At 66.3% G+C, this 13,849-nt stretch carries 13 protein-coding genes; 12 read left to right on the top strand and 1 reads right to left on the bottom strand.

All coding sequences use genetic code 11. The features are described from left to right. Positions 1–4 precede the first annotated feature (4 nt). Genes PJ250_RS18235 through PJ250_RS18260 form a run of 6 tightly spaced genes read left to right on the top strand, consistent with a single transcriptional unit; the run spans position 5 to position 4,308 of the window. A complete protein-coding gene (locus PJ250_RS18235) occupies positions 5–364 on the top strand; it encodes a GntR family transcriptional regulator (RefSeq protein ID WP_271646027.1) in 360 nt (119 codons plus the stop codon). Continuing rightward, positions 361–1,233: an ABC transporter ATP-binding protein gene (locus tag PJ250_RS18240; protein WP_271646028.1), complete on the top strand. Its 873-nt coding sequence runs from the start codon at positions 361–363 to the stop codon at positions 1,231–1,233. Before PJ250_RS18235 ends, PJ250_RS18240 begins: the two co-directional genes overlap by 4 nt. Further along, positions 1,230–2,237, top strand: a complete 1,008-nt coding sequence (locus tag PJ250_RS18245; RefSeq protein WP_271646029.1) for an ABC transporter permease — start codon at positions 1,230–1,232, stop codon at positions 2,235–2,237. Before PJ250_RS18240 ends, PJ250_RS18245 begins: the two co-directional genes overlap by 4 nt. Before the next feature lie 28 nt (positions 2,238–2,265). Next, positions 2,266–3,129 carry a DUF4097 family beta strand repeat-containing protein gene (locus PJ250_RS18250; protein WP_271646030.1) on the top strand — a complete coding sequence of 288 codons (864 nt, stop codon included), beginning with the start codon at positions 2,266–2,268 and terminating at the stop codon, positions 3,127–3,129. Positions 3,130–3,154: 25 nt separating this feature from the next. After that, on the top strand, positions 3,155–3,805 hold the full coding sequence (locus tag PJ250_RS18255; protein ID WP_271646031.1) for a YggN family protein: 651 nt from the start codon (positions 3,155–3,157) through the stop codon (positions 3,803–3,805). A gap of 59 nt (positions 3,806–3,864) precedes the next feature. Beyond that, on the top strand, positions 3,865–4,308 hold the full coding sequence (locus PJ250_RS18260; protein ID WP_271646032.1) for a hypothetical protein: 444 nt from the start codon (positions 3,865–3,867) through the stop codon (positions 4,306–4,308). Between the two features lie 76 nt (positions 4,309–4,384). On the opposite strand, the gene PJ250_RS18265 is transcribed toward PJ250_RS18260, so the two are convergent. Further along, positions 4,385–5,770, bottom strand: a complete 1,386-nt coding sequence (locus PJ250_RS18265) for a class II fumarate hydratase (protein ID WP_271646033.1) — start codon at positions 5,768–5,770, stop codon at positions 4,385–4,387. A 201-nt stretch (positions 5,771–5,971) separates the two neighbouring features. Between PJ250_RS18265 and purB the strand changes: the two genes are divergently transcribed. The 6 genes from purB to PJ250_RS18295 all read left to right on the top strand — a co-directional run bounded on the left by purB (position 5,972) and on the right by PJ250_RS18295 (position 13,817). Next, entirely contained in the window at positions 5,972–7,339 is a 1,368-nt protein-coding gene (gene purB, locus PJ250_RS18270) for an adenylosuccinate lyase (RefSeq protein ID WP_271646034.1), read from the top strand. Between the two features lie 147 nt (positions 7,340–7,486). After that, positions 7,487–8,665 (top strand): mannosyltransferase family protein, encoded by a 1,179-nt coding sequence (locus PJ250_RS18275; protein ID WP_271646035.1) that lies wholly within the window; start codon positions 7,487–7,489, stop codon positions 8,663–8,665. A 19-nt stretch (positions 8,666–8,684) separates the two neighbouring features. Then, positions 8,685–9,893 carry a cupin domain-containing protein gene (locus tag PJ250_RS18280; RefSeq protein ID WP_271646036.1) on the top strand — a complete coding sequence of 403 codons (1,209 nt, stop codon included), beginning with the start codon at positions 8,685–8,687 and terminating at the stop codon, positions 9,891–9,893. After that, positions 9,871–10,317 carry a GNAT family N-acetyltransferase gene (locus PJ250_RS18285; protein WP_271646037.1) on the top strand — a complete coding sequence of 149 codons (447 nt, stop codon included), beginning with the start codon at positions 9,871–9,873 and terminating at the stop codon, positions 10,315–10,317. Before PJ250_RS18280 ends, PJ250_RS18285 begins: the two co-directional genes overlap by 23 nt. A 4-nt stretch (positions 10,318–10,321) precedes the next feature. Further along, positions 10,322–10,792 carry a DUF7931 domain-containing protein gene (locus PJ250_RS18290; RefSeq protein ID WP_271646038.1) on the top strand — a complete coding sequence of 157 codons (471 nt, stop codon included), beginning with the start codon at positions 10,322–10,324 and terminating at the stop codon, positions 10,790–10,792. Between the two features lie 196 nt (positions 10,793–10,988). After that, complete coding sequence (locus PJ250_RS18295) at positions 10,989–13,817, top strand: 2-oxoglutarate dehydrogenase E1 component (RefSeq protein WP_271646039.1); 2,829 nt, start codon at positions 10,989–10,991, stop codon at positions 13,815–13,817. Positions 13,818–13,849 lie beyond the last annotated feature (32 nt).

The raw sequence follows: 13,849 nt of genomic DNA on the forward strand, positions 1-13,849 counted from the left end.
ACCCATGACACCGATCCAATGGAGCGACGGCGCTCCCATCTACCGCCAACTCAAGGAAAAGGTGATTGCCATGATGCTTGATGGCGAACTCAAGCCCGGCGATGCCCTGCCTTCTGTCCGCCAGGTGGCCGCCGAATACCAGCTCAATCCCATCACCGTTTCACGCGCCTACCAGGAATTGGCCGACGAGGCCCTGGTCGAGAAGCGCCGCGGCCTGGGGATGTTCGTCACCGACGAAGCCGCCAGAAAGCTGCTGGCGAACGAGCGCGAACGTTTTCTGAAAGAAGAGTGGCCGGCCGTGGCCGCGCGCATTGCGCGACTGGGACTGTCCATCGACGAACTGCCCAAGGGAGGCGAGGAATGAATGCCGTGACACAACCGGTCATCCAGGCCCGCGGCCTGCGCAAGACCTACCGCAACAAGCTGGCCCTGGACGGGGCGACGTTCGCCATCGAATCCGGGCGCATCCTGGGCCTGATCGGGCCCAACGGCGCCGGCAAGACCACCGCGCTCAAGGCGATCCTGGGCCTGACGCCCTTCGATGGCGAGCTGGACGTGCTGGGCATGGATCCGCGTCGTCGCCGCGACGAGCTGATGCGCGATGTGTGCTTCATCGCCGACGTGGCCGTGCTGCCGCGCTGGATGAAGGTCTCCGAGGCCATCGACTTCGTCGGCGGCGTGCATCCGCGCTTCGACCGCGCCAAGTGCATGCGCTTCCTCGAAGGCACCCAGCTCAAGCCCAACCTGCGGGTGCGCGAGATGTCCAAGGGCATGATCGTGCAACTGCACCTGGCCCTGGTGATGGCCATCGATGCCCGCCTGCTGGTGCTGGACGAGCCGACCCTGGGCCTGGACATCCTGTATCGCAAGCAGTTCTACCAGCGCCTGCTGGAGGATTACTTCGACGAGAACAAGACCATCATCGTCACCACCCATCAGGTGGAGGAGATCGAGCACATCCTCACCGACGTGATGTTCATCCGCGACGGTCGCATTGCCCTGACCGCCACCATGGACGAGGTGGGCACCCGCTACACCGAACTGCTGGTGTCCGAGGCGGGTGCCGAGCAGGCCCGCGCCCTGGGCCCGATCGACCAGCGTGCCCTGCCCTTCGGCAAGACCGTGATGCTCTTCGATGGCGTGCCACGCACGCAGCTCGCCGCCCTGGGCGAAACCCGCAATCCCGGCCTTGCCGACCTGTTCGTGGCCATCATGAAAGGAACCTACGCATGAACGCCCCCGCTCCTGCCCGCACTCTGTCCAAGCCAAGCGTCTTCGGCTGGCTGCTGCGCCGCGAATATTGGGAAAACCGCGGCGGATTCCTCTGGGCCCAGGTCATCACCGCCGGCATCATCCTGGCCTTTGCCGCGCTGGGCGCGGTGATCGGCGCGATCCAGGCACGCGACAAGATCCAAGGCGATAGCTTCAACATCCATGTCGGCCCAGAGGCACTCGCCAAGGGATTTGGTGCCACCGGTGATTTTGCGCTGCTGACAGGTTTCAGTATCGCCGGGGTCGTGGTCGCCTTCGTCGTGTTCTTCTACTGTCTGGGCAGCCTGTACAACGACCGCCACGACCGCAGCGTGCTGTTCTGGAAGTCCCTGCCGGTGTCGGACACGATGACCGTCGCCTCCAAGCTGGTCTGGGCCCTGCTGCTGACCCAGGTGGTCTCGCTCATCGTCGGCCTGCTGATGGGACTGGGGCTGTGGGTCATCATCGCCTTGGCTTCCACCACCGCTGGCATGCCGGGCGCCGGCGCGATCTTCACCGCCTCTCACCCGTTCAAGGTGATCGGGACGATGCTGGCCACCCTGCCCATCTACGTGTTGTGGTCGCTGCCCGCGATCGGCTGGCTGATGCTGTGCTCGGCCTGGGCACGTCGCGTGCCGTTCCTGTGGGCGGTCCTGGTGCCGCTGCTGGCCTGCATCGTGATCAGCATCATGGGCGCCATGCCCGGCCTGAACCTGCCGCTGGGCGAGGTCTGGTACGTGGTCATGTATCGCGGCCTGCTGAGCGTCCTGCCCGGGATCTGGATCCCGTCGGAGCTGGCCCGCCACGAGACCCTCGAAAGCGCGTCCCAGTCCGCCCAGGATCCAGCCCAGGCGCTGGACCTGGTCCTGCACCACACCAGCAACCCCTCGATCTATGCCAACCCGGACCTGTGGATCGGCGCGGTCGTCGGCATTGCCCTGATCGTCCTGGCCGTGATGGTTCGCCGTCGCCGTGACGATGCCTGATCCCCGAGACAACGGAAGGAATCTGGAGATGAAGAGATTGCATAGGGGTCGACGCCCTGGCCTGTCGGTGATTGCCGCGGCACTGTCCCTGCTGGTGCTGCCCGCGCTGGCCAGTGCGCAGGACGCGCGCTGCCAGTACTCGGCACCGCGCTCGCTCAAGCTTGACCTGGCCGGCGCGCATTCGGTGCTGTTCAACGTGGGCTCCAGCAATCTGCGGCTGAAGGCCACCTCCGGCAGCACCGGCACCCTCGATGGCCGGGCATGCGCGTCCAGCAAGGAGCTGCTGGACGACATGCAGCTGCAGCAGGAGCGCCAGGGGGACAAACTGGTGGTGACCCTGATGCCGGCCAAGCATCTGCACCTGTCACGCTCTATGGGCACGACCTACTGGTACATGGACCTGGACGGCAGCGTGCCCGACGACGTGCTGGTGCAACTGGACGTGGGGTCGGGCGATGCCAGCCTGCGCGGTGGCCAGGCTGCCAGCGCGGACATCGGCTCCGGCGATGTGGACCTGCAGGACGTGGCCGGCCTGGTCACCGCCAAGGTCGGCTCCGGCGACCTCAAGCTGCACGGCGCCGGTGCGCTGAAGGTCCTGTCGGTCGGCTCCGGTGACGTCGTTGCCGCAGGAATCAAGGGCAAGACCGAAGTCGGCAGCATCGGTTCGGGCGACGTGACGCTTGATCAGGTCGGGGCGGGCGTCGACATCGGATCGATCGGGTCCGGCGACCTGCGCCTGGGTGACATCACCGGCGATGTCACCGTGGGCTCGATCGGATCGGGCGACCTGGACGCCCGCGACATCCGCGGCAATCTCAGCGTGCGCCGCAAGGGCAGCGGCGATATCGACCATCGCGGCGTGACCGGCACGGTCGACATCGCCAAACACTGACATCACCTCACCAGGAGAGATCACCATGCACCAGCGTTCACTGCGCATCATCGCCGCCACTGGCCTGCTGGCTCTGGCCGCCTGCGCTCCGGGCCGCGATGCCGATGGCAAACTAACGGGCGTGGCAGGCCACGCCGTCGAGCAGGCCAGCAAGGGCCTGGACGATGCGTCCAAGGAGATGGAAAAGGCCAACTCAGAGATGAGCAAGGCCCAATCCAAATTGCGTAGCTCCAGCATGTCGCTCGAGGCCAAGGACGGCAGCCATGCGCCCGATGCGTCGATCACGCCGGACGGCGACATCATCATCGACGGCAAGACCATCGATGCCACGCCCGAGCAGAAGGCCCTGGCCAAGACCTACCGCAAAGAACTGGAGGGCGTGGCAAGCGACGGCATCGCCATCGGCATGGCCGGCGCCAAGATCGGGATCGATGCCGCGGGGGCCGCGCTCAAGGGGCTGCTGAACGGAGACTCGAGTGACGAGGTCGGCAAGCAGGCCGAAGAAGCCGCCCGGCAGAAGATCAAGCCCCAGGTCGAGCAGCTGTGCGCGCGCCTGCCCAAGCTGCGCGACGCGCAGGATGCCTTGGCGGCCGCGCAACCTGCGTTCCGGCCCTACGCCGGCATGGACCAGTCCGACATCGATGACTGCATGGACGACAACGACTGGAAATCATGACGTGAAGCCAGCACCGGCGCGGCATGGGCCGCGCCGGTGCATCGCTTACAATCAAGCGCATGACTGTCCTGTCCCGATTTCGCTTCGTTTTGGCCCCGGTCGTGGCCGCCCTGGCACTGAGCGCCTGCGGCGGCAGCGGGGATCACACCGCCAACAGCCGCGCCGAGCGGATGAAGCCGGCAACCTCCGTCACCACCCTGCAGGTGAGCATGCGCCAGGCGCCAGGCGCACCGGTCGGGATCGGGCCGGATGGCACGCTCAAGATCGACGATGTGGAACTGCCGCAGCCGGCCGACAAACGCGCCGAATTGCAGCATTACTTCGGTCTGCTGCAGATGCGCCGCCAGGCGGTGCTGGACCAGTTCCAGGCCAATGGCGGCGCAACGATCACCATCGCCCCCGATGCGCAGCTCAAGCCGCTGCAGGCACAGCTGCTGGCCGATTTCCCGGAACTGCGTCCGTACAAGGACAGCATGCAGACCATCCGCCTGGAAGCGCGTTAGGTCACCCCATAAAAAAGCCGGCGGGATCACCCCGCCGGCTTTCTCACGCCCGGCAACCGTCCGGTGTCAGGCGATCTCAGCCGTGGATGCCGCCTTTGGCCAGGGCGGCAGGATCCAGCAACGGCTTGAGCTCGGCCTCACTCATGCCGGTGACCTCGATGGCGACCTCCAGGACCGGGCGGTTCTGCTTGTAGGCCTGCTTGGCGATGGCCGCGCCCTTTTCGTAGCCGATGACCGGGTTGAGCGCGGTCACCAGGATCGGATTGCGCTCCAGCGCCTCGCGCACCTTGTCCTCGCGGACGGTCAGCCCGGCGATGGCCGAATCGGCCAGCAGGCGGCTCACGTTGGACAGCAACTGGACCGATTCGAGCAGATTGGCCGCGATCAGCGGCAAGGTCACGTTGAGCTGGAAGTTGCCGGTCTGCCCGGCGACGGTGATCGCGGTGTGGTGGCCGATGACTTGCGCGCAGACCATCACCGTGGCTTCCGGGATCACCGGATTGACCTTGCCCGGCATGATCGAGCTGCCAGGCTGCAGCGCCGGCAACTCGATCTCGCCCAGGCCGGCCAGCGGACCGGAGTTCATCCAGCGCAGGTCGTTGGCGATCTTGATCAGGGCCACGGCCAGCGCGTTGAACTGGCCCGACAGCTCCACCGCATCGTCCTGCGCGGCCAGGCCTTCGAACTTGTTGTCGGCACTTTCGAACTTGGCCCCGGTCATCTCGGTCAGCACCTTGGCCACCTGCTTGCCAAAGCGTGGATCGGCGTTGATGCCGGTGCCGATGGCGGTCCCGCCCAGCGGCAGCCGGCGCAGGCGCTTGAGCGTGTCGCCAAGGCGACCTTCCGCCGAGGCCAACTGGGCCGACCAGGCGCCGAATTCCTGGGCGAAGGTCAGCGGCATGGCGTCCATCAGGTGGGTGCGGCCGGTCTTGACGATCTTGCCCAGCGCCTTGCCGCGCGCATCGATGGTCTTGCGCAGGTGCTTGAGCGCCGGCAGCAGGTCCTCGATCACCGCCAGCTGCGCAGAGACGCGGATCGCGGTGGGCACCACGTCGTTGGAGCTCTGCCCCAGGTTCACATGGTCGTTGGGGTGCACGGCGGCCTTGCCGCTGCGCGTGGCGAGATTGGCGATGACCTCGTTGGCATTCATGTTGGACGAAGTGCCCGAGCCGGTCTGGTAGAGATCGATGGGGAACTGTTCGTCAAAGTGTCCCTGGGCCACTTCAAAGGCCGCCTTGCGCACCGCCTTGGACGTGGCCTTGGGCAGCAGGCCAAGCTCGGCGTTGACCTCGGCCGCGGCAGCCTTGATCAGGCCCAGCGCGCGGATGAACCCGCGCGGCATCGGCCGGCCGGAAATGGGGAAATTCTGCACGGCGCGCTGGGTCTGGGCCCCCCAGAGGGCGGCCTCGGGGACCTGCAGTTCCCCCATGCTGTCGTGTTCGAGTCGGACCTTGTGCGGCATCAGCGTGTTTCCTTCTGGATAAAAGGCTACGGCTGGCACGCGGTGGTCAGTCCGCAACGGCTGGCGAGGAGCGGCGAAGGATACGCCGCGGGGCGTGACATGGGCGACAGGGGTAAACTGTGCGGCCCTTGAGGCCCCGCCAGGCCGCGCACTGCGCGCCGGCGCCCTTGCTCCCTCTTCCCTTCCATCAGCCACTTTTCAATGACCAACGCGACCCTGCTTGCCCTGTCCCCGCTCGATGGCCGTTACGCGTCCAAGGTCGACGCCCTGCGCCCGATCTTCTCCGAGTACGGCCTGATCCGCGCCCGCATCAAGGTCGAGGTGGAGTGGCTGCTGGCCCTGGCAGCCGAGCCGGGCATCACCGAACTGGCGCCCTTCTCCGCCGCCGCCGTGCAGAAGCTGCGCGCGCTGGCCGAGGATTTCAGCGTCGAGCAGGCCGGACGGGTCAAGGAGATCGAGCGCACCACCAACCATGACGTCAAGGCGGTGGAGTATTTCATCAAGGAGCAGCTCAAGGGCGATGCCGAGTTGGGGCCAGCACTGGAGTTCGTGCACTTCGCCTGCACCAGTGAGGACATCAACAACCTGTCCTATGGGCTGATGCTCGCGCAGGCGCGGCGCGAGGTGCTGCTGCCGGGCTTGGAGGGCATCGCCGCCAGCCTGCGCACCCTCGCCCATGCCCAGGCTGACCAGCCGATGCTCTCGCGCACCCATGGCCAGACCGCCTCGCCGACTACCCTGGGCAAGGAAATCGCCAACGTCGTCGCCCGCCTGGAGCGTCAGCTCAGGCAGATCGCCGCGGTGGAACTGACCGCCAAGATCAACGGCGCGGTCGGCAACTACAACGCGCACGTGGTCAGCTACCCGGACGTGGATTGGCCGGCCTTCGCCCAAGCCTTCGTCGAAGGCCTGGGTCTGGTCTTCAATCCCTACACCACCCAGATCGAGCCGCACGACAACGTGGCCGAGATCGGCGATGCCACCCGCCGCGCCAATACCATCCTGGTGGATCTGTCGCGCGACATCTGGGGTTACATCTCGCTGGGCTATTTCAAGCAGAAGCTGAAGGACGGCGAAGTCGGCTCCTCGACCATGCCCCACAAGGTCAATCCGATCGACTTCGAGAACGCCGAGGGCAACTTCGGCGTGGCCAATGCGCTGTTCGAGCACTTCTCGGCCAAGCTGCCGATCAGCCGCTGGCAGCGCGACCTGACCGACTCCACCGTGCTGCGCGGCCTGGGCACCGCCTTCGGCCATACCCAGGTCGCCGTGGATTCGCTGGCCAAGGGCCTGGGCAAGCTGGAGCTCAACCCACAGCGCCTGGATGCTGACCTGGATGCCGCCTGGGAAGTGCTGGCCGAAGCCGTGCAGACCGTCATGCGCCGCCACGGCCTGCCCAACCCCTACGAGCAGCTCAAGGCCCTGACCCGCGGCCAGGGCATCACCGCCGCGTCGATGCAGGCCTTCGTCGAATCACTGGACCTGCCGGCCGAGGCCAAGGCGCGCCTGCGCGAGCTGACCCCCGGTGGCTACACCGGCCTGGCCTCGTCATTGGCCAAAGCGATCTAGGGAAGAACCCCGAATCTCAGCGAACAGGGTCAAACCTGGCTTCCATCGTGACGCTGGCTGCCGTCTGGGCGGCGGCGCTTCACCGACAGCTTCGGATCTCAGCCGGCAGCCGCCATGCGCTGCTGTGGCAATACAAGGACTTCACGTATGCAAGCACTCGAAGGACAAACGCAGGCCTCTTGGCGACTAGCAGTCAAAGCCGCGTTTCACGCCTTCCTGCTTTCCAGGCTCATCATTTTCTTGGTCGCCGCAACCACCGTGGCCTTTGTCCAACAATGGCCTGCACCGGGACAGGAGAGCGGCCAGACCAAGCTCGACATCCTCAAGCCCGATGTGCTCCATGCGCTCATGGCCCACGTGATCTCCAACGATGCTGGCTGGTACGCATCGATTGCGCAGAGTGGTTACGAAGCACGCCCCTTTGACACGAGCCAGCAAGCCAATTGGGCGTTTTTCCCGCTACACCCCTTGTTATGGCGTTTGCTGACGGCCACCGGAATTTCGCCGGCCCTTGCTGGACTGTTACTTGCCAACCTCCTGTTTTTCGTGGGAATGGTTCAGCTTCATCGATGGATGCAGCTGAAAGCGGGAGCTTCCGTAGCGGACCGCGCCACGCTGTGCCTTGCCATGTTTCCCACGGCCTACTTCTTTTCCCTGCCGTGGACAGAATCGCTATTTCTGTTTTTATCGGCCTCAATTCTTGTGGGACTGCAGCGCGGTCGCTGGGGCGCGGCGGCATTGGCAGGATCGCTCGTGACAGGAACGCGGGCGATCGGCGTTCTATTCGCTCCATTGGCCTGGATGATGGCGCGTCAGGATGCAAGGACCGGCTGGGTGCAGCGCTGGATATGGCCGGCCTGCTATGGCCTCGGCCTGATCGTGTTCATGAGCATCCTGTGGCACAAGACGGGTAATGCATTGGCCTTCTCCGACATCCAGATCACCTGGGGCCGCGGTGGCGGAGGGGGAATGACAAAAGAGCTGCGTCGCTGGCTAAAGGACCCCTCCATCGTCGCCCACGCTTGGAACGTTCGCTGGATCAACTACCCCAGCCTGCTGATGGCACTGGCTGCAACATGGGCACTCTGGCGCCAGCGCGAGCGAGCACTCGCAACGTTTGTCTTGCTCTCGGTCTTGATCCCGTGGGCAAGCGGCAGCCTGATGAGCATGGCCCGTTATGTGATGTCCTGCCCGCCAATTTTCCTCGTGCTGGGCGTTTGGCTTGCTCAACCGAGGACCTGGGCGACCTGGATGGCGGTCAGCGCCTGCATGTTGGCTTGGTTGACCCATTATTTTGTATTGGGCGCCAACTTTGCTGGCGCCTGAACTGTCCGAGACCACGCCGATGAATAAACTCCCTCCAATCGAGGTCGACGCCACAAAGCTGCCACCGCTGGGGATGCCGCCGCAGGTGTTCCTGCGTGACTACTGGCAGAAGCGTCCGCTGCTGATCCGCAACGCTTTCCCGGGCTTCGTCTCGCCGATCGAGCCGGGCGATCTGGCCGGCCTGGCCTGCGAAGAGGCAGCGCTGTCGCGCCTGATCGTGCATGACCGCAATCGGGATGCCTGGTCAGTGCGCAGCGGCCCGTTCGAAGAGGACGAATTCCCGGGCATGCCCGACCACGACTGGACCCTGCTGGTGCAGGACGTGGACAAGTGGGATCCGGACATCGCCGCGCTGCTGGAGGCCTTTGCCTTCCTGCCGCGCTGGCGGATCGACGACATCATGGTCAGCTTCGCGGCCACCGGCGGTTCGGTCGGCGCGCACGTGGACCAGTACGACGTGTTCCTGCTGCAGGCGCACGGCCATCGCCGCTGGCAGATCGATGCCTCGCCCAATCCGCCGCTGGCTTTCCGCGACGATGTCGAGCTCAAGCTGCTGCGCCAGTTCAGCCCCACCCACGACTGGGTGCTGGCGCCGGGCGACATGCTGTACCTCCCGCCAGGCGTCCCCCATCACGGCGTGGCCGAAGACCCGTGCCTGACTTTCTCGGTCGGCATGCGCGCGCCCTCGGCCGCCGAACTGATCGGCGATTACCTCGACACCCTGGTCGCCGATGCCGACGAGGCGATCCGTTACCAGGACCGGGACCTCGCCGCGCCAACCGACCCGAACGAGATCGATGCCGCCGCGATGGGGCGCGTGGTCGAAGCGCTCAACGCCCTGCGTATGAACGACCCGGATCGGCTGGGTGAGTGGTTCGGCCGTTTCATCACCACTTATCGCAGTGCCGGAGAAGCCGCGGTGCCCGAACTGGCGCCGGACCACGCCGAACTGGAGACCGCCCTGGCGCAAGGCGCGGTGCTGCAGCGCCACCCCATGACCCGCATGGCCTGGCGCCGGGCGGCCCGGGGCGCGGTCCTGTTCGCCAGCGGCCAGGCGCTGCCCATGTCGGTGCGCGATGCCCGCGCCCTGGCCGCCGCCGCCGAGCTGGATGCAGCCGCATACCAGACCTTAGGCGAACAGGGCCGCCAGGCGGTTTCGGCTCTGGTAACGTCCGGCCATTACGTGCTGCCCGGGACCGATGACGATGACGAGTTCGACGCCGCTTGAGTTCACCCTGCGCCCTGCTTCCTTCAGCGCCGACCGCGAGGCCCTGCGCTGGGTCCGCGAATCGGTGTTCGTGACCGAGCAGCACGCGCCGCTGGACACCGAATGGGACTCGATGGATCCGGAGGGCGAGCACATGCTGGCGGTCGACGCGCATGGCGCGCCCATCGGCACCGCCCGGCTGACCCCCGATGGCCGCTTCAGCCGCCTGGCCGTGCTCAAGCCCTGGCGCGGCAAGGGCGTGGGCGAGGCCCTGCTCAAGGCCATGATCGACCAGGCCCGTGCGCACGGCTGGGCCACGCTCAATCTCTACGCCCAGGTCGCCAACGAGAGCTTCTACGCCCGCCACGGATTCGTGGCCATCGGCGAGCCGTTCGACGATGTCGGCATTCCGCACCAGTACATGCGCCTGGACCTGCGCCACTGACGCCATGGAAGTCGAACACCTGGCCCAGGCCGTCGAGGTCGTCACGGCCCTGGCGGTCGACACCCGCAGCCTGCTGTGCATCTACACCCGCGACCTGGACCCGGGCCTGTTCGACGCGCCAGCGGTCCTCGAGGCGCTGCGCGGGCTGGCCGTGCGCCAGCGTGGGGCCGAGATCCGGATCCTGCTGCAGGACCCCGGGATTCCACAGCGCGCCAATGCGCCCCTCCTCCCCCTGGCCCAGCGGCTCCCCAGCAGTTTCCTGCTGCGCGCCATCGACGAGCCCGTGGACCGCGCCTACGCGGCCGCCTTCGTCGCCAGCGACGGCGGTGGCTATTACTTTCGCCCGCTCGGGCATCGCTTCGATGGCGAAGCCGATCTGCACGCCCCGGGGCGCAGTCGCCAGCTGCGTGAGGAATTCGGCCGCTTCTGGGAGCGCGCCCGCGCCTGTACGGAGCTGCGCGCCCTTGGTCTTTAAGGGTTCATCTGCAATGTCCCGCATAGTGGGTCATTGCACGGACACACCTGCCCGATCCCACGCCCGGACCCGCCCGGATTCAGGCCGAAGCCTATAATTTGCTGGTTTGTCGGCGGGCGGAATGCCCGCCAACCGGCTGCAACCGGGCCGGCCACCGAGCCACTTTTTCCCCACAAAGACGCCGTAGGCAACCACCGTGGACAATCTTCTCAAGCAGTTTGTGCAGACCTCCCAGCTCAACGGCGGAAGCGCCGCCTACGTGGAGGATCTGTACGAGCAGTACCTCGTCGCGCCGGACAGCGTGGATCCCAAGTGGAAGGCCTTCTTTGACGGCTTCCAGGGCCGTGAGGCCGGCGACGTCCCCCATTCGGCCGCCATCGAGCACATCACCCAGGCCTCCAAACTGGCCGCCAACGCGGCCAATGGCGCGTCGCCCTCGGATGAACGCGAGCGCCACGTCGGCCGCCTGATCACCGCCTACCGCTCGCGCGGCCACCTGGGCGCCAAGGTCGATCCGCTCAACCTGACCGACCCGGTCAATCCGCCGGACCTGAGCCTGGACTGGCACACCCTGTCCGAGCGTGACCTGGACAGCGAGTTCAGCACGGGCGGCGTCGCCGGCCAGTCGCGCATGGTGCTGCGCGACCTGCTCGCGCGCCTGCAGGCGACCTACACCGGCTCGATCGGTGCCGAGTTCATGCATATCCCCGACCACGACCAGCGCAAGTGGTGGTACCAGCGCCTGGAACAGGCCGGCGGCAACTACGGTCTGGACACCGAGACCCGCAAGCGCACGCTGGAGCGGCTCACCGCCGCGGAAGGCCTGGAGCGCTACCTGCACACCAAGTACGTGGGCCAGAAGCGTTTCTCGCTGGAGGGCGGCGATTCGCTGATCCCGATGATGGACCAGCTGCTGCGCCGCAGCGGCACCGACGGCATGCGCGACATCGCCGTGGGCATGGCCCACCGCGGCCGCCTCAACGTGCTGGTCAACACCCTGGGCAAGAACCCGCGCAAGCTCTTCGACGAGTTCGAAGGCAAGTTCGAGCACGCCCACGACGACCGCGCCCACACCGGCGATGTGAAGTACCACATGGGGTTCTCGGCCGACGTGGCCACCCCGGGCGGTCCGGTCCACCTGGCCCTGGCCTTCAATCCCTCGCACCTGGAAATCGTCGACCCGGTGGTCGCCGGCTCCGTGCGTTCGCGCCAGGAGCGCTACAGCGACACCGATCGCAGCCACGTGCTGCCGGTCCTGATCCACGGCGACGCGGCCTTCGCCGGCCAGGGCGTGGTCATGGAACTGCTGCAGATGTCCCAGGCCCGCGGTTTCGCCATCGGCGGCACCGTGCACATCGTGATCAACAACCAGGTCGGCTTCACCACCAGCGCCCGCGACGACGCGCGCTCGACCCTGTACTGCACCGACGTGGCCAAGATGGTCGGCGCCCCGGTGCTGCACGTGAATGGTGACGATCCGGAAGCGGTGGTGTTCTGCGCCAACCTGGCCTATGAATTCCGCCAGCAGTTCAAGAAGGACGTGGTCATCGACCTGGTCTGCTACCGCCGCTGGGGCCACAACGAGGCCGACGAGCCGGCCGCGACCCAGCCGCTGATGTACCAGGTGATCCGCAAGCACAAGACCACGCGCGAGCTGTACGCCGCGCAGCTGGAGCAGGCCGGGGTCATCGCCGACGGCGAAGCCAAGACGATGGTGGACACTTACCGCGACAAGCTCGATTCCGGCGCGTATACCACCGAGCTGGCCAAGCCCGAGCGTGACCCGCTGGCCATCGACTGGTCCAAATACCTGTCGGGCAAGCTCTCCGATCCGGTGGATACCACGGTCAAGCCGGGCAAGCTGGCGCAGCTGGCCAAGATCATCAACACCATCCCCGAAGGCGTGCACCTGCATCCGCGCGTGGCCAAGATCTACGAGGACCGCGCCAAGATGACCGAAGGCGAGCTGCCGGGCGACTGGGGCTTTGCCGAGAACCTGGCCTACGCCACCCTGCTGTCCGAGGGCCACACCCTGCGCCTGGTCGGCCAGGACGCGGGCCGCGGCACGTTCTTCCATCGCCACGCGATCCTCCACGACCAGAAGACCGACAGCTACTACCTGCCGCTGCGCCAGCTGGTCGACGATCCGCAGGACGCCACCGTCATCGACTCGCTGCTGAGCGAGGAAGCGGTGATGGGCTTCGAGTATGGCTACTCCACCACCGACCCCAATGCCCTGTGCATCTGGGAAGCGCAGTTCGGCGATTTCGCCAACGGCGCGCAGGTGGTGATCGACCAGTTCATCGCCGCCGGCGAAGCCAAGTGGGGCCGCATCACCGGCCTGGCGCTGTTCTTGCCGCACGGCTACGAAGGCCAGGGCCCCGAGCACAGCTCGGCGCGCCTGGAGCGCTTCCTGCAGCTGTGCGCCCTGGACAACATGCTGGTCTGCGTCCCGACCACTCCGGCCCAGGCCTTCCACATGATCCGCCGGCAGATGCGCATGACCACGCGCAAGCCGCTGATCGTGATGACGCCCAAGTCGCTGCTGCGCCACAAGCTGGCCGTGTCCAGCCTGGACGAGCTGGCCAACGGCGAGTTCCAGCAGCTGATCCCGGACGCCAAGGCCGACCCGAAGAAGGTCAAGCGCGTGGTTGCCTGCTCGGGCAAGGTCTACTACGACCTGGCCGAGGATGCCGCCAAGCGCGAGCAGGACGACGTGGCCATCCTGCGCGTGGAGCAGCTGTATCCGTTCCCGCGCGAACTGCTGGCCGCCGAGCTGAAGAAGTACAGCAAGGCCACCGACGTGGTCTGGTGCCAGGAAGAGCCGCAGAACCAGGGCGCGTGGTACCAGATCAAGCACCATCTGCAGGCCTGCCTGGGTCCCAAGCAGGAACTGCACTACGCCGGCCGTGCCCGTTCGCCCTCGCCTGCCGCCGGCCATTTCGCCGAGCACGTGGCCGAACAGCAGCAGCTGGTCGCCGATGCACTGGTCAACTCCTTCGGCGACGACGTCGTCGCCGAATAACGCAGCACCTCCATACCTACCCGACGAGAAAT

This window comes from Pseudoxanthomonas sp. JBR18, assembly GCF_028198165.1.
GTDB lineage: Bacteria > Pseudomonadota > Gammaproteobacteria > Xanthomonadales > Xanthomonadaceae > Pseudoxanthomonas_A.